Origin of the sequence: Sulfurimonas sp. NW9 (assembly GCF_051132275.1) — a bacterium.
GTDB classification, from domain to species: Bacteria; Campylobacterota; Campylobacteria; order Campylobacterales; family Sulfurimonadaceae; genus Sulfurimonas; species Sulfurimonas hydrogeniphila.
In genome coordinates this window covers 139621-163770 of sequence record NZ_CP093236.1, presented here as the reverse complement: position 1 = coordinate 163770, position 24150 = coordinate 139621, and the positions used below count along the sequence as shown (strand labels likewise).

The window sequence follows — 24150 nt, the reverse complement described above, 5'->3', positions numbered from 1 at the left end:
TTTTACTTTGCTTTTAGCGGTGGAGCGGGTGTTTGTAATCTGACGGATTGGCTGCCTTGTACACCAGTCCGCCTACTGCCAAAAGCAAAACAACTGCGATAATAATATTTTTTACCATAAAAACCTCCTTATTTAATATCAAATTTTTCAGAAAGATGTGTCATCAAAAGAAGTTTTCCCATTCCCTCAAAAAATTTTTCAATTCCCATCTCTTTTGCAACTACCGCTTTTTTCAAAGCACTCAAAAATACCAGCCGTGACTCTTCTGATGCCTGCATATACGTTTCTATAATATAGATAAAACTCAAAGAGTGTACTTTGCCGTTCACATCAAAATCTATAGCAGAGACCGGATTTATTCCCTCCTTTTCCAAGATTTTTATACACTCGTCTTTAATTTTGTCCATCATATAATCCCCATTAGTGAAAGCATCACCACAAACATGGCGACAGGCGTAATATAGCGAAGAGAAAAGTACCATGGACCAAAGGCCCATTTTAACTGTGGTTTCATTGTTGCTTCCACTTCCGAACGCGGCATGACATAACCGACGAAAATCGCCATCAAAAGCCCGCCAAGAGGCAACATAATCGCAGCAGTCACATAGTCAACCCAGTCAAAAAAGTTTTTGCTGCCCCATGTCAGATACTCTTTTGCACCGTCTATGTTTGAGAGAATGGCAAAAATACCGAAAAACCAGAAAAATGTCCCCACAGAAAGAGTCGACTTGAGACGATTCCAGCCAAATCGGTCTATAAAATACTGTACCATAGGCTCAACAAGAGAAACAGAAGATGTCAATCCTGCAAAGGCCAAAGCAATAAAAAACAAAATGGCAAAAATATTTCCGATGATGCCCATCTCATAAAATGCAGCCGGCAAAGAGATAAAGACAAGCCCCGGACCTTTTGCAGGACCCGAACCGTACTGGTACAAAAAGGTAAAAAGCATCAGTCCCGCGACTATGGCTATTGTCGTATCCAAAAAGACAACCCAAAAAGCGCTCTTGACAATATTTGCATTTTTTTCAAGTGATGCCGCATAGGTCATAATGGCACCCATCCCAAGACTCAATGTAAAAAAAGCATGCCCGACAGCGACCACAAAGGCTTCCGAGGTAATCTTGGACCAGTCAGGAGAGAACATAAAGGTGACCGCTTTTGAAAAACCGTCCAGTGTAACTGCATACGCAAACATCGAAGCCAAAATAATCATCAGTGCCGGCATCAAAAACATATTGAGCTTTTCTATACCGCCTTTTAAACCCTTGTGCAGGACATAGGTAATCATAACAAAGGAAAGCGTATGGTAGAAAAACTGTGTCCAGAAATCAGCATGAAGCATCTTTGTAAAGGTTGTTTCTGCTTCGGCAACCGTCGAGGGAAGATAGGTCAGCGAGGTAACTATATAGTTGAATATCCATCCGATGACTACAGAATAGAATATCATGATAAAAAGACCTGCCAGCCCCTGAAAACCGGCAAATTTCCATAAGTTTTTATGTTTTGGTGCCAACACTTCAAAAGAGGTCACGGTATCACGTCTGCCAAGATACCCGATGAGCATTTCCGCTGTCATAATGGAAAAGCCGATAAGCAGTACCGTGATGAGATAAACAAGGACAAAAGCTCCGCCGCCATACTCTCCTGTAATATAAGGAAATTTCCAAATATTTCCAAGTCCTACAGCACTGCCTGCTGCTGCCATTATAAAACCAATCCGACTAAATCTAGCTATTTTCATGCGTAACTTTCTGTATTGAAGTAGTCTAATTATACTAAAAAAATCATTTTTTAAAAAGAATTCCAAAATACTATTGACATTTTGAATCAAATTAACTATAATTTCGCCTCATTAATCAGCATAACTGCTTGTTTAATGTGTGCAGGTCGGGGTGTAGCTCAGTATGGTTAGAGTACCTGGTTTGGGACCAGGGGGCCGAAGGTTCGAGTCCTTTCACCCCGACCACTTTAAATTTTTACTTTATATTTTATATAACAATATGGTGGGATTAGCTCAGCTGGTTAGAGCACTGGTTTGTGGTGCCGGGGGTCGCGGGTTCGAATCCCGTATCCCACCCCATGAAAAAATATAAAAAATTAAATAATATAACAAATGTAGTAGCGTCCGTGGCTCAACTGGATAGAGTTTCGGATTTCGGCTCCGAGGGTTATAGGTTCGAATCCTATCGGGCGTACCATTTTAGCCTCCTTAGCTCAGCTGGATAGAGCAACGCCCTTCTAAGGCGTAGGCCACACGTTCGAATCGTGTAGGGGGTACCACTAAATTTTTTATATTATTTTGTCAGAAGTGACGTTAAAAACTTATCCACGCGGATGTGGTGAAATTGGTAGACACGCCAGACTTAGGATCTGGTGCCGCAAGGTGTGAAGGTTCAAGTCCTTTCATCCGCACCATTTGAAGGCACAGCGTGCTCTCAGAGACTTTCTTTCTTAACAAAATCACTTAATTTTTTTACTAGGGTATCAATAAAGGGTATCACTCTACTTTATTCTATACTGTTTTTATTTTTTAGTACCAAACTACGTTCCAACTTTTCAAAAGCTTCTAAACGTTTCACTTTATCCATTTTCTCAAGATTAAGCATTTTCCACTTTACCGATGGAAGCTGGTCAATATTCTCGAACGGCAATAGATTCCAAGCAGGATCCCCTTTTTTGAACCCAAGCAAAAATGCTTTATGTCTCTCTGTTAATTTCTGGTGCAGGAGCTTGATCAGTTCTTCTCTTGTATCTGTCAAAATCTCTAACTCTATGGATTCTGTGGTCATACCCACAAATTGTTCTTCAAAAGTATGGCTAATGTCTATGAGGTTTGGCTGTAGCAGTTTGGATATGGGTTGACTGGAGCTGATAAGATAAACCATAAACACCTCCATAAGAGAATCACTGATGCCTTCATTGTCAAGCAATCCTCTTACATCAAAAAAGTCTCTTGGATGCTGACGGTCAAGTGCAGCACATATTTTACCGGCATAGAGATCATCATGATGTACTACCAATGTTTCTGCAAATCCAAATGCTTCTTCTACTTTTGGACTTACCATTTGAACAGTCGATTCTTTTACTGTTCCTCTCATGACAGGTGATGTCTCTATCTTAATACGCACACCATCTTTTTCAACTTGCAGCTTAGAGAGTGTTCCGTCTCCTCTTTGTTCTAGTCGGTATACTTTTGAACCTCTAAGACTCTTTTCAATGTCCTGTGCAATTCGTTCAAGTGACTCTGCAATATGCTTTAGACTGCTTGTTCTGTCTTCAATGGGCAGATACATCAAGTCAATGTCTACAGAGAGTCTGGGCATATCTCTGACGAACATATTGATAGCTGTCCCACCTTTAAGTGCAAAACATTCTTCATTGTTGATATATGGTAGTGCTTCTAAAAGTAGTTGCACCTGTTTATAGTAAATATTTGAACTGTCAAGCATTAAATTCCTTTGGTACTGTAATCATATAGGTTTTATTATAATTTCCATCTTTTACTATCTGTAATTTTCCTGCTCCTAGATCCAACGTTTTACTGATGTGTTTAGCCCAGGGAAAGCTATAGTAGTTTGCAAAGAAGAGGAACAGTCGTTTTACTTTTCTATTGCTACAGTTTTGCAGTAACTCATTGAGTAGCCGTGGACTCAATGTAGTTAAGGATTCAAATATCTCTGACACAAACTTAAAAGTGATGCCTTTGTCATCCACCTGATAGAGAAGCTCAAGTATGGCTCTTTCTGCTGAAGATATGGTTATCTGCCAGTTTCGTATAGAGGTACTTTGCTTCTTTAATCCCAGGTCTCCAAAGAGAGGCTTTTTATGAAAGGTGAATGAAGGAGATTCTATTTGTCTGATCCAGGCGGGAGGTGTCTTCTCTCCATATAGAGTGATGGTTTTCTCTCCCCCTATAGGTAAATAGTGTGCATATCCCAATATATTCAGTGAAGAAAGTCCACCCACATGAAAAGGCAGTTCTGCAAGTTTCTGGAGTCCCAGTACAGCTCCCTGCCATTCATGTATGGATGCAGGTCTTATATAGGCTCCATTCCCAAGTTTGGTCAGCCATCCATTTTTAACGTACTTGTAGACTAGCTGTGATGAATAGCCATTAGCCGTGAACCACGCACTTGGTGCTACAACACTTTCGGGTAACAATTGATATAGTTGTTTTAATTTTAACTCTTTTTCTAAACTCATAGTTTATATTCTAGCATATTTTAGAACCAACTAGTATAAAATAGTTCTAAATATTTAAAATAAATAAACTATAGGTATATATATTCATGTATTTTGGAACTAAAAGGAGTTTTTGAGGTATATATAAACGAGACAGATATAGCTTATACCTGTCATCATATCTCTCGTTGCCCACAACAACTTCAATCTATCTTTTGTCATTGTTGTGTGTAAATAAATTGGAGGCACAAATGCCATGGAAAGAATTAGCTTCAATCGCAGTCTCTATTCTCGTACTCGTTATAGAACAGAGTACAAAAAAGAAATAGTAGACTCCCCACACCCACAATGGTTAAAATGGTGGATCATCAAAACAGTGTCAACGGCGGAGTTAAATTCTGCAGTTGACATATGCCATTAAACGAGAGGTTGTCACTAATAGAAAAGTTCCTTATGACATTTTTGTTAAAAGTAATATAGACTCTTTTCACACAGTTATTAGTATAAAACAGCAATATAATGGTAAAATTACATTAAATTATTTAGACAAAAGAGATGATACCCTTTACAAAGATATTGACTCAGATACATTAATAGAAAAATTAGGAGGTTATTTTGATATTAAGTGAAGAACAAATAAAACAAGCTATTCATAGAATCAATGAGCTCCAAAGAGAAACTATTGAAAAAGCTGATAAAATTCAAGGTTCAAAAGAGTATGTTGAAGAACAAATGAAATTATTTAAAGAGGCAGAAGAGTATAGAAAAAAACTCAATGCAATCAAACAACAGCAAAGAATAATTTCTGAACAGTTTGCCAGTTAAAATCTGGTGCCAAATGAGTACCATTCCCTACCAAAAAATGGCACTCATTTTCAAAAACTAAAAAAAAATTCAAAGCCTGTATTTATGGTATTTGAAGGGGTTGTCCCCAGTTTCCTTTCATCCGCACCACTTAATTATTTATTCTTTTAAATTTTCGTTTCTTTGTCCTTTGCAAGAGAAGCTAAAGAAGTTGTCTGCAGCATATTTTCAATATTTGTCTTGGGTTCAACCCATTGCGAATGCAGGGCACAGGGATTTGACGCGTCACACATTTCAAAACCCAAAATACACCGGTCAAATTCCAACGGTTCACCTATTGCTTCAAGAATATCACATAAAAATATTTGCTCAGAATCCTTTGCCAGGTTAAAACCTCCGTTGCGTCCTTTTGAGGCATGTACCAAACCCTGTTTTTCAAGTTGGGTCATAAGTTTCGTAAGGTATTTATAAGGAAGCTCCAACTCTTTATGCAAAAAAGAGACTGAATGTGCCTTATTTGGGTAACGGTCCAGGTAGGACAAAGCGCGAATAGCATATTCAGTTGTTTTAGAAAAGTGCATAAAATACCTCGAAAAATTGAGTTTATTGATTGTAACTTATAAATCATAACAGATTGCTTTTTAGTTAAACAACAATATACCACTTTAAGGTAGCATATATATAATTCCGCATAAATTAAATTAAGGAATATCCTATGAGCTTATCTCAAGAGACAGTAACAGCTGTTAAAAAAACAATCCCGTCAGTCGGAAAAAATGCCGAAAAAATAACAACACGTATGTATGAAATACTTTTCAGCAAATACCCTGAAACAAAACCTTTGTTTGCAAATGCACAAGGTGATCAGCATAAAAAACTCGCAGGTGCTATTGCAGCTTTTGCCGCAAATATTGACAATCTTGGCGCTTTATCTGCAGCAGTTGAAAAAATGGCAAATACACATGTACTGACAAAAGTAAAGCCGGAACACTATCCTATGGTTGCCGATGCTTTAATCACCGCTATGGGCGATGTTTTAGGTGATGATTTCACTGATGAATACAAACAGGCATGGATCGAAGCATATACATTTTTGGCCAATATTTTAATGCAACGCGAAAAAGAGCTTTACAGCCAACAAAATAGTTAAATTAACCTTAGGTTCAAACCTAGGGTTTTAAAAACTCTTCTACATCATTTACAATTTCATCAATTGCCACAGTCGCTTTTTTATACAGCACTTTTGAATACAATTCATCATTTATTGCACTGCTTTTTTCTAAATTATTGAGTATGGAATATCTGATATTTCCCTGCAAAAAAGCATCTGTATTGATAACATTGCCGCTTGTTCCTATAACAACCAACATTTCACAGTCTTGCAGTTCATTGTACAGATCCTGGTATTTCGGAGCCTGTTCTGCAAAAAAGACAATATTCGGGCGTAGTTTATTTGAACATTGAGGACAGTTCTCATATGCTTCACGTAATTTCCTATAGCCTATATTATCTGTAAAACCGCAGCTTTCACACCTGACTTCCGGTAAAAACCCATGCAAATGTAAAACATCTCTGCAGCCTGCACGTTCAAACATATCATCAACATTTTGCGTGATCACGGCTATTTCATTTGGATATTTTTCCTTTATTTTACTTATTTCACTGTGTGCTTTGTTTGGTTTTTTATCTTTTATCTCTTCTCTTCGTTTGTCATAAAACCCTATCGTAGCCTCATAATTCCAGTCCAGGCAACCGGCATAACAGATCTCTTCAATTTTGTAATTTTCCCAAAGTCCGCCGCTGTCCCGAAATGTTGAAATTCCACTCTCCGCACTCACTCCTGCGCCGCTGAATATTATTACTTTTGCCATGATTTCCTCCAACCTGTCATTTTATGCCATTGTAATCCATACATCAGAATCACTGCATAACAAATAATGCCTATCAGATAAGACATCTGCATATCCTGGGTCAGTTGTGCCACTTTTCCAAAAACAAGCGGTACAACTGCTCCGCCTGCTATTGCCATAATGAGTAATGCACTTCCTTTGGCTGTGTGCTTGCCCAAATTTTTTAATGCCAAAGGCCAGATTGTCGGCCAGACAAGGGCATTTGCCAAACCTAGCATTGCCACAAAAGCCACGCTGTCAGGAAGGCCCGTTATAATGTGTGACTCAGTCGTAGAGCTAAAGGCCACTCCAAACAAAAAAACAATACCAAACAAGGCAGAAAGAACAAGTGCTTTTTCCTGCGATAAATATTTTGGTATAAAAAAGACACCTGCAAGATAGCCGACAACCATAAATCCCATAGTGTATGCAGTTAAGGCAGTTGCATTGGACATACCCAGACTTTGCCCGTACAGCCCAATCGTATCACCGGCTATAACTTCTATGCCGACATAAAAAAAGAGTGCCAAAGCCCCCAATACAACCCGGGGAAAAGCAAAAATACCTGCCTTATCATACGGATCATCTTCAAACTTCACATCAGGCAATGAGGAGAACCAGACAAAACAACTCAACAAAAAAAGTATCCCTGCCATTGCCATGTAGGGGCTAATGAGCTTATGTGCCAGTTCTTGTGTATTTATACTTTCCAGGTCTACGCCAAAACCGATGTCTGCCAATATAAATGCGGTAAAAAGAAGCGGAGCCAAAACACCTGCACTTTTGTTGATGAGTCCCATTATACTGATACGCATTGCCGCTGATTCTATCGGCCCTACCAAAACCATATAGGGATTTGATGCCGTTTGTAGTATTGTGAGTCCTGTTCCAAGTGTAAAAAGTGCTGCCAGAAAAACCAAAAATTCACCGCTCAGTGCTGCGGGAATAAAAAGCAAAGCACCAAGACTCATGACCAGAAGTCCCAGTGCCATCCCTTTTTTATAGCCTGTTTTTTCCAAAATCACAGCCATTGGCAACGCCATTACAGTGTAAGCAATATAAAAAGCAAAGGTCACAAAGAGCGCTTCAAACTCATTTAAATGACAGATAACTTTCAGATAGGGAATCAGAGAGCCGTTGAGCCAGGTTACAAAACCGAATATAAAAAACAAAACACCTATAATGCTCATTGCCAAAACACTTGACTGTTTATGCATTGCTGATTTCCTGCAGATACTTTGCCACACCGTCCTCATCATTTGTATGTTTTAACACTATGTCAGCACACTCTTTTACCTCTTTTTGAGCATTTGCAACCGCTACGGAAGTCTTTGCAAGCCTAAACATACCTATATCGTTAAAATTATCACCAAATACTGTTAATCTTTTCAAATCAAAACCGACCGCTTCACTGACACTCTGTATGCCATGGGATTTATCGGCATCTTTATGCAAAAGTGTCAAAAAATAGCATCCCATATAGGCTTCGGGTGCCAAAATATACTTCAGTTCCTCCCCAAAAACAGCTCTGAGATTTTTTTCCAACTCCCTTAAAAGTGCTTCATCTCCCATATAAACGATTTTAAAATTGTTCTGCATGGCTCGTAAATTTTCAAACACCTGTGTATGGTCATCATTCACATAGCGTTTTATTATTTCACTTTGATAGCTGTTGAGCGTTGTAGAATAAGAAAATGCTTCATTAAGTTCATCATCAACCAAAGAAAGTACAAAAGGATAAATGCCGAGTTTTGTACCCTCTTCTATGATAGTGTCGCCTGCTTCTTTGGTCACAAACTTTGTATCAATGATCTTTTTATCCATTGTCGCTATGAGTGCACCGTCAAGCAGTATCATCGGCGCATTCACATGCACACCTTGTAAAAAGTGTGCCGTTTTTTTATAGGTTCTTGCTGTTGCAACAGATAAAATCGATCTGTCTGCATACGAGTTCCATATATTTTTAGTATAATCACTCAAAGACAAATCACTCCGTAAAAATGTGTGATCCAGGTCCGTTATGTAAATATTTTTCATACATATAGTATATCAAAATTGTGAAAATAAATTTGACAAGAACTAAATTTCAATACAGGAAGGCACTAAATGTCGAGTCGTAAAAAAGCAGTAGTCACCGGAGCAAGCAGCGGAATAGGAAAAGCAATAACAAACAAACTGCTAACACTCGGGTTTGAAGTGTTAGGTGTTAGCAGAAGTATACAGGAGAAGGATTTCAGTCATGTAAACTTTCAGGCAGTTACATGTAACCTCGCAGAAGAAAAAGAGACAATAAAACTATGTGAAAAGCTTAAAAAAGAAAATCTCTTTTTACATGTAAACTGCGCAGGTTTCGGCCGTTTTGAACCGCATGAAGAGTTACATGTAAACACTATCACCGCCATGACATTTTTAAACCTTACCGCTCCGATGTTACTCACAAATGCCTCACTGCGTTCTCTCAAAGAAAATGAAGGCTACCTCATCAATATCAACTCCATTGAAGCCTTACGGGCAAGTAAATTCGCAGCCGTTTACTCAGCCACAAAAGCAGGTCTCAAAGCTTTTGGCGATGCCCTTTTCGAAGAAACCAGAAAAAGCAGACTCAGTATAACAAACATAAATCCGGATATGACACAAAGCAACTTTTATGATGAGCTGCGTTTTGATGTCAGTCCAAAAGAAGATGAGAGGCTGATTGCTGCGGATATTGCCGATGCTGTAGAGCATATACTCACCATGCGAAAAGGTGCCGTGGTCACTGAGTATACTCTCAGAAGTTTACATTTCGGAATTGCTAAAAAAGCTAAGAGGTGATGTCAAACTTATTATTTGTCATTGCAGCAGTTACACCTAAAAAATCTTGATGCTGGCGTAACTTTTTTAAAGTTTCTCCTGTTTCTTTTTTTAATTGATAAAGCAGTTTCAGTGCCTCTTTTATAAGTGAAGATGCACGCTTCATCTCTTCTACACTCTTAAACTGTGGCATGTCTGCCACTAGTCTGCTAATAAGTTCTGGATTCTTTTCGATTATAGCAATTTGAAGCTTATTCAACCACATTTGTTGTTTCTCTCCATGCCTCTAACAACCCCTTAAAAACATTACTCACCTCATCTACTTTTGTTACATCACTTTCCAGATTTGCATAACTCAGAAGTTGTACTTGATAGTTATACAAACCATCAAGATAAAGTGCAATGTCACCATGAGACTTATCAAGTATAGAGATTAGTTCTATAATAACAGAGATAGAACGATTGATCCAATAAACTTTTTTTGCATAATCATCTTCTTTCATAGCTTTTTTTGCCTGTGCATTAAAACGAAGTACCCCCTCGTACATCATCTCTATAAGCTTTTGTGGTGATTCAATGTTAACATTATTTTGGGTATAAATATTATAAGCGGCATTGCTATACATTTCAAGTTCCTTCTCTTTTTTTAATTTTTATGAAAGAAATATCGGCAATGTTTTCAATATCTTTACATAAATATTAAAAAAAATTTATATTTTTTATTAAAGTTTTGGAAAAAATGCCGATATACTTACACTATAGAATAAAAGGATTTGTTATGGCAGGAGATATTAGCTCACTGGGAATTGGTTCGGGCGTACTAACATCTGATGTAATTGACCAATTAAAAGCAGCAGATGAGGCTCGTATTATTGATCCTATCAACAGAAAAATAGAGACAAATGATCAGAAGCAGCAGTCATATGACCTTCTCTCATCATATATGAATACTTTTAAGGGAAGTACTTTTGCTTTGAGTAATGATACACTTTTTGACAATAAGACCGTTAATGTTAATGGTGCTGCAGAAGTAACTGTAGAGGCAGGTGCCAATGTTGATTCATTTACTTTAGAGACCGTAAGCTTAGCAAAAAAAGACATTACAAAATTTGGTGCACTAAGCAGTAAAACATCACCAATAGCTTCAGCTGCGGGTGTCTTAAACCTTGATATCAATGGGACAACCTATAATATTAATTATGATGAGACCACAACATTAGAAGATTTGGCACAATCTATTACTGATGTAGCTGGTACCTCTATAGATGCGTCTATATTAGAGACAAGTGCCGGACAATTTAGCCTTGTTCTATCTTCCAAAGAGACTGGTGCGGATCAAGCTATCACAATTACAGATACAGATGATGGAACAAACGGTACAGGCTCACTTGACGCTGCACTTTTTGATACAACGGTGACAGATGGGTATCAAAAAATTCAAGATAGTACTGATGCTGTATTTAAATATAATGGAATAACTACTACACGATCAACAAACGAAATAGATGATTTGATTTTAGGCGTAAATATTACTCTTAAAGAAGAAGGTGATTTCTCTACAGTGACAATTAATCAAGATACGCAAAGCATTGTTGATGAAGTACAGATGTTTGTTGACAACTACAATACAATGATGACAAACTTAAGAGATATGACAGCTTATGACAGCGAGACAGGTGCTCTTGGTATTTTCCAAGGTGATAGTTTTGTAAATGGGCTGAAAAAAGACATGAGTGATGCGGTAACTAGTCGCTTTGGTCCTTCTAACGGCTCTTTAATGGACTACGGCATAGAAGTTGACAGATATGGTGTAATGAGTTTTGATTCGAGTGTATTAGAGAGTAAGCTTCAATCTGATCCGGATAGTGTAAAAACATTCTTCACAGGTGGAGTGGATGCAAATGGCAATGATGTTACAGGCTACTTCACAAGCCTGGACGATAAAGTAAAGCAGTACACAGGATATGGTGGACTGCTCAGTAACTTTGATGACGGACTAACAAAAGATGCAAACAACCTTGCTGACTCTCTTGCAAGATCACAAGCGAGCATAGACACTAGATATGATATTATGACGCAACAGTTTATAGCTTATGATGCAATGATAAGTCAGCTTAATGCTTCATTTTCATCACTTCAGATGATGATAGATCAGTCAAATAGTAGTAACTAAATTTTAGAAATTATGGAACTCGCAATATCAAAATCAAGCTTTGTATCTATGTCAATGGAGTGACTCTGCTCCATCACATAGGCGTAGATCTTCTCTTGTAAAAAAAAGCCCTTGTTCTCTAAAAACTTCTTTGTTCTTGCTATGTAAATCGCTCCATTTAATCTATAGTAAGTTTCTATATCCTGGCTTCTTCTGTTAAGCAGTTCTTCTTTTAAAAAACCGCTCATATTTCTATCTTTTGGTAGCGTGTTACTCCATAATGGAGAGTGTTCAACTTCACATACAGATACTACTGCGTCTGCTTTTTTCTTAAACATGTATTCTATAGCAGAATCAATATCCTGTTCATCACGCAAAGGACTTGTCGGCTGAAGCAAAATGATGTAGTCATAATTTTCTTGTATACTGTCAATAGTATGTTTGATTGTATCAAATGTTGTAGCTGTATCACTTGCAAGCTCTTTTGGACGCTTAAGTACTTGCGCACTACACTCTTTGGCAATGTTTAGTATCTCTTCATCATCACTTGACACCACTACATCATCAATGTATTTACTCTTTTTAGCGGCCTCGATACTCCATGCTATGAGTGGCTTTCCCGCCAATGGTAAAATATTTTTATGCTCAAGCCGTTTTGAACCACCTCGTGCGGGAATAACAGCCAAAAATCTTTTGGATTGAAACATTAGAATATCTCACTGTACTCATTTTGAGCCTGTTCAAAATCACTCATACGCCCGATGTCAAGCCAATACTCATGAATTGGAAAAGAGATTGATTTTAGCTCATCTTTGATGATATCTTCAAAGAGTGTGGGCATATCATAAAACTCATTTTTTGGAATATATTCAAAGACCTGAGGAGAAAGAACATAAATACCGGCATTGACAAAAAACTTGTGCACAGGTTTCTCTTCTATAGAAACTATACGACTACCATCTGTCTGTATAACTCCGTAAGGAACCTGATAATCATACTCTCTTACACACATTGTTGCAACCGAGTGCTCCATCATGTGAAAATCAAGTAGATGCTCAAAATTAACATTGGTAAGTAGGTCTGCATTCATCACAAAAAACGGTTCTTGAGGACGATCTTTTATAAGGCTCAACGCTCCCGCCGTTCCCAGCCGTTTTGTCTCCTCGATGTAATCAATATTGATACCCAAAGCACTTCCATCTCCAAAATACTCTTTTATCATATCTGCTTTGTAGTTGACACTGATGGTAATATTTACAAAACCGTACTTTGCAAAGTTTTCAATGATGGTCTCTAAAATCGGTTTATTTCCAACTTTTAAAAGAGGTTTTGGCACATCTTGCGTGAGAGGACGAAGACGTGTACCCAATCCTCCTGCCATTAAAATAACTCTGTTCGTTTTTGCATTGGTCTTTAAGAGATTTGAGAGTTCTTCTATTTTTACTAGTTTTCCCTCATCATCAACAATAGGAATCTGATAAATCTGCTTACGAATCGCTTTTTGGATAATAAGTTCTTTGGAATCATTTATATTTGCAAGCGTTGGTTCCTTAAAGTAAAGATTTTCAATACTAGAGTCCAAAGAGAGTCCATTTAAAAGCCCACGGCGGATATCTCCATCAGTAAGCGTTCCTACAACTTTTTCATTTTCCCCAAGTACTATGGCAATACGCATAGCACCTTTGTCTATCACTTTGAGTGCTTCTTGGATAGTTGAATTTTTATGTAACAAAATCTCTTTATATGTACTCATAACATACCTCCTACATCATAAAATTTTTTCTCTAAAATATGTTCAAGTTCTACTGTTTTTAGGCACTCTTTTATCTTTTTACTCGGTTCTTTGCCCTCATAAGGGTTCTTAACTCTTTTGAGACTCTCTAAAAAAGAGGGATCATAAATCTTCTCAAGCCCTTGTCTAATGGCATTAGCCTCTATATCTACAGTTATAATACTCTTTGCCTGAATCCGCCCCTCTTGTCTCTCTCCAATATTGAGTGTTGGAATTTTAAAACTTGGAACCTCTAAAATTCCACTTGAACTATTGCCAACCACCCCATCAACAAACTCCAAGGCAGAAAAATAACGAAGCTGTCCAAGAGATGCAAAAACAATGCTGTTTTTATGACTCTTTACATACGCATCTATCATTGCATTAATGATCTGTCCGCCCTCATCAGCATTTGCTTTGGTAAAGATGATTTTTGTCTCTTTTAAACTCTCTAAAGCTTCTAAAAGTGTACTAAATTGCTCTTTTGGAATTTTCCCTGAGAGTGTTTGAGGATGATAGGTTACAAGTAGATTTTTTTTGCCAAGTTTGAAGCCAATACTTTTTTCAAACTCTTGTTTATTTAAAAGCTGCAAAGTCTTTATGCTTTGTACCCCTAAACTACCAACATTAAACACTCTTCTTGGCTCTTCTCCCATTTGTATAACTCTTTTGGCGTATACCTCTGTTGATGTAAAGTGTAGATGTGAGAGTTTGGTAATGGCATGGCGGATGGCATCATCAATTGCCCCTTGTGTAAGCTCTCCACCATGAATATGTGCTAGAGGAATATGCAACATTAAACAAGCAGTAGCAACACTCAGCATCTCATAACGATCTCCCAAAATAACCATTATATCAGGGCAAAGTTGTACCAAAACTTCTGTTATATCTTTTTGTAGTTGTGCCATTGCCAAAGATAGACACTCCCCGCTCTCACAAGATAAATCCATTGAAATCTTTGCATCAATATCAAATTCTTGCTCTATCTCTTTGTAGGTGTTACCAAAGTTTTCCTCTAAATGTGTACCAGTTACTATAAGCTGTAGTTGCAGAGTATCATCATTCTCGATCTCTTTAAGCAGTGGTTTCAAGAGTCCATATTCTGCACGAGTTGCAGTGACTACAGCTATTTTTCGTTTCATATCATCTCATCTTTTGCATAATCTTTTTGTGCAACAGTTCCAATGACTGTATCCCACTTCATAGGGCTTATTCCTTTGGCAGGGCGTTTTGTTGTGAGATTTCTTTCGCTGAATATCTCTCCTTTTTTAATATCTCTTGCTGCTACGATGGATTTTCTTGCAACCTCTATGTTTGGTGTTTCACTTTTGCTTGGTTTTTTTTCACTGCTTCCAAGTGCTGTTTCAATATTTCTTATAGCTGTGACCATGGCTTTGAGTTCATTTGGCTCCAACGAAGCTTTATGGTCAGGTCCCTCCATACTCTTATCAAGGGTAAAGTGCTTTTCTATTACACTCGCTCCCATTGCAACAGCGGCAATATCCACCTCAATTCCAAGTGTATGGTCACTATAGCCATATGCCACATCAAACCTTTTACCAATTATTGGCATTGCTCTTAAATTTACATCCTCCATTGGGGTTGGATACATTGTATTTGCATGTAGTACCGTAATCTTTTGCTTTGGTGTACCTGCTTTTGTTAAAACATTTAAAGCATCCTCTATTTCTCGCATACTTGCCATACCGCTAGAGAGAATTACCTCTTTTGAGAGTTTGCCAATCTGGCGTAAATATGGTAGATTTGTAATCTCTCCGCTTGGTATTTTAAATATTTTCAATCCCAAATCATTAAGCATCTCTATGCTTTCATTATCAAAAGGGGTGGAGAGAAACATAATATTTTTACTTTTTGCATAATTAATGAGTTGATGGTGTGCGTCTACATCGAGTTCAAGTTTTTTAAGCATATTGTACTGAGAGTCATCTGTCTCTTGCATATTTTCTTGTTGATACTGTGCTTTTTTTGCATCACGGCTGACAAGCTTTTCTGCCTTAAAAGTTTGAAATTTTATAGCATCAGCACCGGCACTGCTCGCTACATCGATGAGTTTTTTTGCCAACTCCAAAGAACCGTTGTGATTGACTCCCGCTTCTGCGATGATAAAAACATTCATTTCACAACACTCCCCATTTTGACAAATCCCTCTACTCTATAACCCTGTTTCACAACAGTGCCACTCCCTATAAAACTATGTTCTTTTACATGTACATCACCATTAAGAAGTGCATTTGTACTTACATGTACATGATTTTCTATGGTACAGTCATGCTCAAGAAGTGCTTTGGAATTGATGATGCAATTTTCACCCACACGCACCCCCGCGTTGATAAGTGTATGGTGCATCACAACAGTACCAGCTTCTATTTTTGCGTGTTTGGATACATAGGCAAAAGGGGAGATAATAATGGGAATGGTAAAGCCTAAATTTTTGAGTTTTTCAAAAAGTTTGATGCGTACGGTGTTTGACTTGATGTGTCCAACGGTGACAAAAGCGTATTCATATTGCTCGCGCAACTTCTCTAATTCGTCATCTGTACCGATAAGCTTATACCCTAAAACACTCTTGGACTCACCTACATACTTCTCAATAATACCTGCAATTTTAAAATGACCTTCAGCCTCAATAACATCGATAACAGACTTACAATGCCCACCACCACCGAGTAAAATTATCTCTTTTTTCATAGCACACTACTTGGTATATTGATAATGCGTTCACTCAAAAATTTTGAGTTTTGAAGTCCATCATTTTGACAATTTTGAAACATCTCTAATTCACTCATCAATCTCCAAATCGGCCGGCTCATCACACCATTTTCATTGAGATACTTAAGATATGTATCCCTTTGCTTTTTATCTTTTAATATTATGGCATTGAGCCAGTAGTTACTTTTTGCATCTTTTGGCTCTTTAATAAAATCTATATCGTCAAACTGCTTAAAAAACTGCATATATTCTTGACTTAAAAACCGTTTATTTTGTAAAAATGTTTCAAGTTGTTCCATCTGTGCAACTAAAAGGGCTGCATTAAGGTTTGGCAGACGGTAGTTATAGGCGATGGTGTTGTGTTCGTATTCATAAGGGTGAGGGAGTTTTGCTGTGGTTGTGAGATGTTTAGCTCTTTTTGCAAGTTCTTCATCATCGGTGATGATGACACCGCCTCCGCCACTTGTAATGATTTTGTTGCCATTGAAACTAAACACAGCACTTTTTCCAAAAGTTCCTGTGTGCCTACCTTTGTAAAAACTCCCCAAAGACTCCGCAGCATCTTCTATGAGTGTAAGGTGCCACGCCTTACAAATCTCTGCGATTGTATCAATTTTGCAAGGATGCCCAAAGGTGTGCATCGGTACGACAGCTTTGATAGTTTTGTTTGTAGCAGTATTGAGGCAGACACCATTTTGAACTTCGCAGTTCTTCTTTAAAAATGACTCCAAAGCATCAGGGCTCATCCCCAAGGTATCAAGCCCAACATCTACAAAAACAGGCTCTGCTTGGCAATATTTTATGGCATTACATGTAGCGACAAAAGTGAGGGGCTGGGTGATCACTTCATCTCCCGCTTTGACATCAGCAAGAAGGAGACTTACATGTAAAGCACTTGTGCCATTGACTGTAGCTATGGCGTATTTGCTTCCCACATAAGAGGCAAACTCCTCTTCAAATCTATTAACAAACTTTCCGACAGATGAGACAAAAGTAGAGTCGATACATTCATTTAGATATTTTTTTTCATTCCCTCGAAATCGTGGTTCATGCAGGGGGATGAAATCTGTTGTATTGTAGAGGTTCTGAATAAAGTTTACAATTTTTTGCATCACATTTTTCCGTCTAAATATTTCTGCTTATCTTCATACTCAAAGTTTGGGAGAAGTTTAAAAAACTCTGCAACTATCTCCTCTTTACTCCATTGCAGATTTTTTTTAAAATCTTCAATCTTTTGGCTGAATGCATTGAGTGCATTCTCATCAAAATCAAGCTTGTTTTTGATGATGCCAATATTTTCATACCTCTCTACATCCAACACTTCATTTTCAGTAAAAAACTCTTCAAAATCTTTCTCACCTGTGGTATCACTTTTTGTAAAAAGGCAAGGCCATTTTCCCTCTTCTGGAAGTATTTTTGCCAGAGTTCTTGCTTCCTCTTCACTTTTGCAGATGTAAGGCTCATATCCCTTTACATATAAGTATTTTACAGCAATATCTGCAAAAGAAACAAGGTGTAGCGATTCTGAGAGTTTTGGGAAGAAAATATCACGGTTCTCCCCAAAGACAGCACTCATCAGGCATAACTCACCACTCTCTTTCGGTGTGACAAAGTAGCGTTTTATATCATCCGGCGCTACAAGGGGTTGCTGTTTTTCAAGACGCATATTAAAAGAGTGCAAAAGAGAACCATCACTAAAAGCAACATTGGCAAAACGTGCCATAGAGACATTGATTTGTTGTGATTTTCTATGCACATACATCTCCATAATTCGCTTGCTCGCCCCCATCATATTGACAGGATTTGCAGCTTTATCAGTTGAAACACAGAAGTATTTTTTTACTCCGTGTTCAATAGAATGTTGTAAAGTTTTGTCAGTATTGAAAATATTGGTTTCAATCATCCGCATTAAAGTAAAGGAATCTTTTTCACTGCGTACATGTTTGAGTGCTGAAAGATTAAGTACATAGTCATATTTTCCATCCTGTGCAATAAAAGCATCGTACTCTATTGAACCGATATCGAGTGCGTAAGTCGCAAATTCTCCTTCTATATAACCAAATGAGCTTCTAATGTCACGAACCAATTCAGTCAAATTATTTTCCGAAATATCAACAACGTGCAGCTTTTTTGGATTACGAGAAAAAATTTCTTTTACAACAGCACTCCCAATACTTCCTGCTCCGCCAAGCACCAAAAATTTCGCATCACTTACAATTTTGTCTAAGTCATTTTTGTATGTTTGTATGTCATCATCAAATAATGCTTTTTCCCTGCCTATTAGTTTTAAAATATCCATACGTATCAATTAGCAACTTTCATACCATTAATTTTGGTATATTTTATGCTTACAATACGCATGAAAGGATATTTATGCAAAATATAGAAGAGCAGGCTATTAAAAATTATCAAAAAAATATTGAGTTTTTTAAAGAATATAATGAAAAAGTTTCTAATAAAATTCTAGCTTTAGAAAGTTTGCTCAATAACGGAAAACTCTCTGCCAAATATGATCTTGTATATGAAAATGGCTATTTTGATGTTGTAGAACTTTCAAGCGGTGCAAAACTATACAATACGAATTCTCAGGAGTTCTCACAAAAAATTGTAGACAATATCAACTTAAAAAAGAATGACCAAAGCTTTAGAAGTTTACGAAAAATAAACTTTGAAAAAGCTTCTTTTGAGACAATAAAAAATGCAAATGCCTATACGAACTTTGCAACTACAGCAGAAATATATGAACTTTATCATAAAAATATTAACGACTCCAGTCATATGAAAGAACTTGACAAGTTTATATTTTTAGGAGTGGGTCTTGGGTTACATATTCCAAAAGCTATCGAAAAATATGATTTTCAAGTAGTGCTTATAGTAGAAGACAATCTGGAACTTTTTCGCCTTTCTCTTTTTACAATTGATTATAAACAGGCACTTATGGATACAACAAGTTTTTTTTCAATTGCTGATAATGCAGGTAGATTTAGAGAATGTTTTAATGGTTTTTATACCAATGCTTTTTTCAAAAACCAATTCATAAAGTTTCATCTTTTTTCCTCTACATATGAAGCAAAGATTCGAGAGATTCAAGCTATTCTTATCTCCCGACCAGAAGCAACTTATTCTCATAATCGTCTTTTAGAAAAAAACAGAAAAGTTTTGGACAGAATCAATGCAGAATATAAATTTCTTGATTTGCGCAAAAGAGAAAGTGATACAATATTTCAAGAAAAGGCATGGCTTGTTTTAGGAGCAGGACCCTCTCTTTATAAAAATGCACAATGGGTAAAAGACAATCAAGACAGATTTATAATTGTCGCTGCTTTTACAGCACTCAATACACTTAAACGTGTCGGTGTCACTCCAGATATTGCTGTTCAAATTGATGAAAATGTATATACAACACATGAAATGCTTAAAAATTTGGGCGATTTAAGCTTTTTGGATGATACTCTCCTCTTTTTTAGCGCTTCTGTTTCTGGTGAACTGTTTGAGCACTTCAAAAAAGAAAACATTTATCTGCATGAGGATAGAACAAAATACAAACTCTCCCGTAGCACCTTAACAGTTTCTAGCGTGGGAGACTCTATCCATGCATTTGCACTTATCTTTAATGCACCGGAAATTTATCTTTTAGGGATAGACTTGGCACTTAGTGATGATGGGTTATCCCATACGCCTGATCATTTTAAGGCACGCTCCATCGAAAATAAGAAAATACAAACAAAAGAAAATCAAGATTTTCACCTTGGCGATGCTGTCCTGCAAATAACAGGCAACTTCAAAGAAAAGGTTAATTCTACTCCTTTGTTTATGCTTTCCATCCCTGTTATTAACTACTTTACACGAAAGTACAAAGCACCCATGCAAACTATCTACAATCTTTCAGATGGATGTAAACTTGATCAGACAATCCCAGCCCCTCTTAAAGATGTAACGTTACCACAAAAACAAAACAAAATACTTTTAAGAAAAGAAATGAAAAAATATTTTGACACTTTATCTACAATAGAACTTGATCAAAATGAAATAGATGGTATCTACTGCCGTATTGGACAGATTAAAGATTACTTGGCCCTTCTTGAAACATTTAAAAATGCTCCTCACAGTGACAGTTTAATGTTTAAACTCAATCTTATAGACATGGTAAGTGCGATGTGTAATCACGAGTGCATCTTTGAGCTCAGAGATTTAATGACCATATATTATATGAATACTACACCTTATGCAGATGATTTTTTTAATACAAAAGAGTTAAAAAACCCAAAAAAATTCACAAAAAAATTTCATGCTATTTTTGTAAAAAATGTTAAAAAGATTATAGAGACCTATGAAAAAGATTTACATGCACTCAAAGTGCTGGAAAAAGAAAATTCCCAAGCATAAAGCTTGAGAATTTATAAAAACTACTGAAGCAATCTTAAAACGTTTTGTTGAACAGCATTTGCCTGACTCATAGCATATGAACCAGATTGTGCCAAGATGTTGAGTTTAGAGAAGTTTGCACTCTCTGCAGCAAAGTCAACATCACGAATCTGAGATTCCGCAGCTGTCACGTTTACCTGTGTTACAGATATATTACGCACAGTTGACTCAAGTTGATTTTGAACCGAACCAATATCTGAACGAGTTTTATCTATATCTTTCAATGCATAACTAGCAATTGTAATCGCTTTTTCTGCATCTCTTCTTGTTGTAACATCAATAGTTGAGAGGTTATTGTCAAGACCAGCAGCTGCTGCTGTCGTAATTGCAGCACTATTTCCATCATTGACACCATCACCAAGTGTCATACCAGTTAAATCACCCGCAGAATCTATACGAATCCCGTATTCTGGTTTATCCACAGTTGAGCCTGTTGCTTCAACGATTGAAGCTCTTACATCAGCGCCTTCAATTTGTGCCTGTTGGTTAAATTTATCTACAACAGCCTGCGCTATCTCATAACCTGACAAATCTGCACCAGAAGCAAAAGAGATAGTAGATGTAGAAACTGTAGCAGTAGTACCATCAGCATTTACAACTGTAACAGAAAGTGAAGCAGATCCACCAGCACTGTTTGCAGCACCACTCAGTCTTGAAAAACCTACACTTGTCTCAGCAAGTGCAAACTCAGCAACCTGTGAAGTTTGTGTATCGGCAATTGAGAGTTTTACAGTCTCACCTGAGTACGCACCAATGTGGAAAGATTTGTTTTGGTATGCACCATTTAGAAGTGTTTGACCATTAAACGAAGTTGTCGAAGCAATGTTTTGTGCTTCTTCTAAAAGTCTGTCGATATCCGCTTGAATTTTTTTACGAGTATCAAGTGTTTGACCATCAGATGCAGCCTGAATAGATTTCGTTCTTACAGTATCAATAATTTTTGTGTACTCTTCAAGTGCACCATCAGCAGTTTGAGCAACACCGATACCATCATTTGCATTGTTGATAGCTTGACCAAGTCCTTGTGCTTGTTGACGAAGAGAGTTCGCAATCGCCATACCAGAAGCATCATCAGCCGCTTTGTTGATTCTTAGACCTGAAGAAAGCGCATTTAAGCTTTTGTCTAAACCTTTGTTTGTTTCTACCGAGTTACGGTGTGCATTCATTGCCGCAACGTTTGTGTTAATTCTAAAACCCATAATAAATCCTTTTCTATGGAAGAGCTTTCGCTCTTTGTATTTTTTGTTCTCTAAAAGGCATCCTTGCCTTGAGACTGTAACAATATCGTCAGTCAAAAAAATAACTTTAATTTTTTTTGCAAATTTTATAAATTTAAAAATATTTCCTTATTTTATTCTTTTTCGCTACACTTCCAAAACCAAAAACCAAATCACTATACTATATATAGGAAAACTATTTGAACTTAATAATCGTCGAATCACCCGCAAAAGCCCGTACTATCAAGAACTTTTTAGGCAAAAACTATGATGTCATTGCCTCAAAAGGACACATCCGGGATTTGCCAAAATCCCGTTTTGGAATTACAATTGATGAAGAAACTCATAAAATCATTCCCAAATACTCTGTCGCCAAAGAAAATGCGCCAACTGTCAAAGAGATAAAAGAAAAAGCCAAAAAAGCCGACACAATTTACATCGCGACCGATGAGGACCGCGAGGGAGAAGCAATTGGGTGGCATATTGCCCATGCTATCAAAAAAGACCCCGAAACACTCCCGCGTATTGTCTTTCATGAGATTACAAAAACAGCCATCAAGCATGCACTTGAGAATGCAAGAAAAATAGACATGGACATGGTCAATGCCCAACAGGCCCGTCGTCTTCTTGATCGTATTGTAGGCTACAAGCTCTCGCCTCTGCTTGCTTCTAAAATTCAAAAAGGCTTAAGTGGCGGGCGTGTGCAAAGCTCGACACTTAAACTCGTTGTTGACCGTGAACGCGAAATCAAAGCCTTTGTTCCTCAGGAATACTGGACTATTGACACTCTTTTCAAGCCAAATATCGAAGCCAATCTTATCAAACACAAAGAGCAAAAAATCTCCAAACTCTCCATAGAGAACAAAGAACAGGCAGAGGCAATTACCCAAAGTGTCAAAAATGATGACTTCAAAATTGCAAAAATTGAGACAAAACAGCGAAAAAGTGCCACGCCGCCGCCGTTTATGACCTCAACCCTGCAACAGGCTGCTTCAAGCAAACTCGGATTTACCCCGAAAAAAACCATGATGGTCGCCCAGACTCTGTATGAAGGTGTCAAAACACCAGACGGTACTTCAGGGGTCATTACCTATATGAGAACCGATTCCCTCAACCTTGCACAAGAAGCCGTGGGTGCAGTCGAGGCATCATTGAGAGCCGTTACGGCAAGAAATACCTGCCGAAAGAACCAAAGGTTTATACGAAAAAATCAAAAGGCGCACAGGAGGCACACGAGGCCATCCGCCCGACTATGCTGCAGTTTACACCCGAAGTGGCACAAAAGTTTTTAAAAGCCGACGAAATCAAACTCTACCGCCTCATATATGAGCGTTTTATGGCATGTCAGATGGAAGATGCGCTCTTTGAGCAGCAAAGCATTATCTTTAAAGGCAATGAAAATGAATTCCGTGCAAGCGGACGAAAGCTCATTTTTGACGGTTTTTATGCGGTCACAGGAGCAGAAGACAAAGACAAACTTTTACCTACTTTAAAAGAGGGTGACAAAGCTGAAATTCAGAGTGTAAAACCCGAGCAGCACTTCACAGAACCGCCATCACGTTACTCTGAAGCAAGTCTGATTAAAAAACTCGAATCAGAAGGCGTCGGGCGTCCATCGACCTATGCCCCGACAATTGCGACACTCTCCAACCGTACCTATGTGACCATAGAAAAAAAGCAGATTATCCCAACAGAAATCGCTTTTACCGTGACAGAGATTCTGGAGAAAAACTTTCCAAATATCGTTGATATCAACTTTACGGCTGAAATGGAAGAAGAACTCGATGAAATCGCCGAAGGCAAAGTGGACTGGCAGAAACTGCTCCTTGAGTTTTATGAAAAATTCATGAAGCAGATAGAAGCAGGAAAAGAGAACATTGTCTCGCTCAAACTTGCCAAACCGCTTGGGCGCACCTGCCCTAAATGCGGCGAACATGAACTGCTTCTGAGAAGCGGACGTTTTGGAAACTTCATCGCATGCTCCGGTTTTCCAAAATGCAAATATACAGAGCAGTGTGACGAAGAGGGCAATCCTGTTGAGAAAAAAGAGACAACTGCCGATGAAAAGTGTGACAAATGCGGTGCGGATATGATAGAAAAGAATGGCCGTAACGGAAAATTTCTTGCATGTTCAAACTACCCTGAATGCAAAAATACAAAAAGTATTAATGTCGAAGAGAAAGT

Annotated in this window: 23 protein-coding genes, 5 tRNA genes and 1 pseudogene; 11 read left to right on the top strand and 18 right to left on the bottom strand. The window is 37.7% G+C overall.

Annotated elements, in window-relative coordinates:
• Positions 1–128: 128 nt before the first annotated feature.
• Both MLC44_RS01005 and MLC44_RS01000 read right to left on the bottom strand, forming a co-directional pair.
• Entirely contained in the window at positions 129–410 is a 282-nt protein-coding gene (locus MLC44_RS01005; RefSeq protein WP_230973273.1) for a hypothetical protein, read from the bottom strand.
• Complete coding sequence (locus tag MLC44_RS01000; RefSeq protein ID WP_151901283.1) at positions 407–1744, bottom strand: sodium-dependent transporter; 1338 nt, start codon at positions 1742–1744, stop codon at positions 407–409. The genes MLC44_RS01005 and MLC44_RS01000 overlap by 4 nt, the downstream gene beginning before the upstream one ends.
• Before the next feature lie 147 nt (positions 1745–1891).
• Between MLC44_RS01000 and MLC44_RS00995 the strand changes: the two genes are divergently transcribed.
• The 5 genes from MLC44_RS00995 (at position 1892) to MLC44_RS00975 (ending at position 2418) form a co-directional block, all read left to right on the top strand.
• Positions 1892–1969 (top strand) — tRNA-Pro (locus tag MLC44_RS00995).
• A 37-nt stretch (positions 1970–2006) separates the two neighbouring features.
• A tRNA-His gene (locus tag MLC44_RS00990) sits at positions 2007–2083 on the top strand.
• 41 nt (positions 2084–2124) lie between these two features.
• A tRNA-Arg gene (locus tag MLC44_RS00985) sits at positions 2125–2201 on the top strand.
• 5 nt (positions 2202–2206) lie between these two features.
• Positions 2207–2283, top strand: a tRNA-Arg gene (locus MLC44_RS00980).
• A 50-nt stretch (positions 2284–2333) separates the two neighbouring features.
• Positions 2334–2418 (top strand) — tRNA-Leu (locus MLC44_RS00975).
• Positions 2419–2510: 92 nt separating this feature from the next.
• Here MLC44_RS00975 and MLC44_RS00970 read toward each other — a convergent pair.
• Together MLC44_RS00970 and MLC44_RS00965 are read right to left on the bottom strand one after the other, a co-directional pair.
• The gene (locus MLC44_RS00970) at positions 2511–3452 is read right to left on the bottom strand and encodes a nucleotidyl transferase AbiEii/AbiGii toxin family protein (protein ID WP_346389161.1); all 942 of its coding nucleotides are present in this window, start codon (positions 3450–3452) and stop codon (positions 2511–2513) included.
• On the bottom strand, positions 3445–4206 hold the full coding sequence (locus MLC44_RS00965) for a type IV toxin-antitoxin system AbiEi family antitoxin domain-containing protein (RefSeq protein WP_434658071.1): 762 nt from the start codon (positions 4204–4206) through the stop codon (positions 3445–3447). The genes MLC44_RS00970 and MLC44_RS00965 overlap by 8 nt, the downstream gene beginning before the upstream one ends.
• A gap of 594 nt (positions 4207–4800) precedes the next feature.
• Here MLC44_RS00965 and MLC44_RS00960 point away from each other — a divergent pair.
• Positions 4801–5010 (top strand): hypothetical protein, encoded by a 210-nt coding sequence (locus MLC44_RS00960; protein WP_151901299.1) that lies wholly within the window; start codon positions 4801–4803, stop codon positions 5008–5010.
• Positions 5011–5156: 146 nt separating this feature from the next.
• Here the strand turns inward: MLC44_RS00960 and MLC44_RS00955 are convergent, their stop codons facing one another.
• The gene (locus tag MLC44_RS00955) at positions 5157–5570 is read right to left on the bottom strand and encodes an RrF2 family transcriptional regulator (protein ID WP_151901302.1); all 414 of its coding nucleotides are present in this window, start codon (positions 5568–5570) and stop codon (positions 5157–5159) included.
• Between the two features lie 134 nt (positions 5571–5704).
• Here MLC44_RS00955 and MLC44_RS00950 point away from each other — a divergent pair, with 134 nt between their 5' ends.
• Positions 5705–6139, top strand: coding sequence for a globin domain-containing protein (locus MLC44_RS00950; protein ID WP_151901303.1), 435 nt, complete (start codon positions 5705–5707; stop codon positions 6137–6139).
• A gap of 19 nt (positions 6140–6158) precedes the next feature.
• On the opposite strand, the gene MLC44_RS00945 is transcribed toward MLC44_RS00950, so the two are convergent.
• The 3 genes from MLC44_RS00945 to MLC44_RS00935 are packed head-to-tail and all read right to left on the bottom strand — an operon-like array spanning position 6159 to position 8915.
• Positions 6159–6860, bottom strand: a complete 702-nt coding sequence (locus MLC44_RS00945; RefSeq protein ID WP_434658069.1) for an SIR2 family NAD-dependent protein deacylase — start codon at positions 6858–6860, stop codon at positions 6159–6161.
• Complete coding sequence (locus tag MLC44_RS00940; RefSeq protein WP_434658067.1) at positions 6848–8095, bottom strand: sugar MFS transporter; 1248 nt, start codon at positions 8093–8095, stop codon at positions 6848–6850. The genes MLC44_RS00945 and MLC44_RS00940 overlap by 13 nt, the downstream gene beginning before the upstream one ends.
• Entirely contained in the window at positions 8088–8915 is an 828-nt protein-coding gene (locus tag MLC44_RS00935; protein ID WP_434658065.1) for an HAD-IIB family hydrolase, read from the bottom strand. The genes MLC44_RS00940 and MLC44_RS00935 overlap by 8 nt, the downstream gene beginning before the upstream one ends.
• A gap of 69 nt (positions 8916–8984) precedes the next feature.
• On the opposite strand from MLC44_RS00935, the gene MLC44_RS00930 reads away from it, so the two are divergent.
• Positions 8985–9692 (top strand): SDR family oxidoreductase, encoded by a 708-nt coding sequence (locus MLC44_RS00930; RefSeq protein WP_434658062.1) that lies wholly within the window; start codon positions 8985–8987, stop codon positions 9690–9692.
• On the opposite strand, the gene MLC44_RS00925 is transcribed toward MLC44_RS00930, so the two are convergent.
• Entirely contained in the window at positions 9682–9873 is a 192-nt protein-coding gene (locus MLC44_RS00925) for a hypothetical protein (RefSeq protein WP_434658060.1), read from the bottom strand. The genes MLC44_RS00930 and MLC44_RS00925 overlap by 11 nt on opposite strands.
• Before the next feature lie 49 nt (positions 9874–9922).
• Positions 9923–10297 (bottom strand): flagellar export chaperone FliS, encoded by a 375-nt coding sequence (gene fliS, locus MLC44_RS00920; RefSeq protein ID WP_434658058.1) that lies wholly within the window; start codon positions 10295–10297, stop codon positions 9923–9925.
• A gap of 152 nt (positions 10298–10449) precedes the next feature.
• Between fliS and fliD the strand changes: the two genes are divergently transcribed.
• Positions 10450–11844, top strand: coding sequence for a flagellar filament capping protein FliD (gene fliD / locus MLC44_RS00915; protein WP_434658055.1), 1395 nt, complete (start codon positions 10450–10452; stop codon positions 11842–11844).
• Here fliD and MLC44_RS00910 read toward each other — a convergent pair.
• The 7 genes from MLC44_RS00910 to MLC44_RS00880 are packed head-to-tail and all read right to left on the bottom strand — an operon-like array spanning position 11841 to position 18623.
• Positions 11841–12530, bottom strand: a complete 690-nt coding sequence (locus tag MLC44_RS00910; protein ID WP_434658052.1) for a cytidylyltransferase domain-containing protein — start codon at positions 12528–12530, stop codon at positions 11841–11843. The genes fliD and MLC44_RS00910 overlap by 4 nt on opposite strands.
• Positions 12530–13576 (bottom strand): nucleotidyltransferase family protein, encoded by a 1047-nt coding sequence (locus tag MLC44_RS00905; RefSeq protein ID WP_434658050.1) that lies wholly within the window; start codon positions 13574–13576, stop codon positions 12530–12532. The genes MLC44_RS00910 and MLC44_RS00905 overlap by 1 nt, the downstream gene beginning before the upstream one ends.
• The gene (gene neuC, locus MLC44_RS00900; RefSeq protein ID WP_434658047.1) at positions 13573–14736 is read right to left on the bottom strand and encodes a UDP-N-acetylglucosamine 2-epimerase; all 1164 of its coding nucleotides are present in this window, start codon (positions 14734–14736) and stop codon (positions 13573–13575) included. Before neuC ends, MLC44_RS00905 begins: the two co-directional genes overlap by 4 nt.
• A complete protein-coding gene (neuB, locus tag MLC44_RS00895; RefSeq protein WP_151901326.1) occupies positions 14733–15731 on the bottom strand; it encodes an N-acetylneuraminate synthase in 999 nt (332 codons plus the stop codon). The genes neuC and neuB overlap by 4 nt, the downstream gene beginning before the upstream one ends.
• Positions 15728–16303 carry an acetyltransferase gene (locus tag MLC44_RS00890; protein WP_434658044.1) on the bottom strand — a complete coding sequence of 192 codons (576 nt, stop codon included), beginning with the start codon at positions 16301–16303 and terminating at the stop codon, positions 15728–15730. Before MLC44_RS00890 ends, neuB begins: the two co-directional genes overlap by 4 nt.
• Positions 16300–17436: a LegC family aminotransferase gene (locus tag MLC44_RS00885; protein WP_434658042.1), complete on the bottom strand. Its 1137-nt coding sequence runs from the start codon at positions 17434–17436 to the stop codon at positions 16300–16302. Before MLC44_RS00885 ends, MLC44_RS00890 begins: the two co-directional genes overlap by 4 nt.
• Positions 17436–18623 carry a UDP-N-acetylglucosamine 4,6-dehydratase gene (locus MLC44_RS00880; protein WP_151901329.1) on the bottom strand — a complete coding sequence of 396 codons (1188 nt, stop codon included), beginning with the start codon at positions 18621–18623 and terminating at the stop codon, positions 17436–17438. Before MLC44_RS00880 ends, MLC44_RS00885 begins: the two co-directional genes overlap by 1 nt.
• Positions 18624–18697: 74 nt before the next feature.
• On the opposite strand from MLC44_RS00880, the gene MLC44_RS00875 reads away from it, so the two are divergent.
• Positions 18698–20710, top strand: a complete 2013-nt coding sequence (locus tag MLC44_RS00875; protein WP_434658039.1) for a 6-hydroxymethylpterin diphosphokinase MptE-like protein — start codon at positions 18698–18700, stop codon at positions 20708–20710.
• Positions 20711–20730: 20 nt separating this feature from the next.
• Here MLC44_RS00875 and MLC44_RS00870 read toward each other — a convergent pair whose 3' ends face one another.
• Positions 20731–21948 carry a flagellin gene (locus MLC44_RS00870; RefSeq protein WP_434658036.1) on the bottom strand — a complete coding sequence of 406 codons (1218 nt, stop codon included), beginning with the start codon at positions 21946–21948 and terminating at the stop codon, positions 20731–20733.
• A gap of 218 nt (positions 21949–22166) precedes the next feature.
• Here MLC44_RS00870 and MLC44_RS00865 point away from each other — a divergent pair.
• Positions 22167–24149, top strand: a pseudogene (locus MLC44_RS00865) (DNA topoisomerase); the annotation flags it as partial.
• Position 24150: the final 1 nt, after the last annotated feature.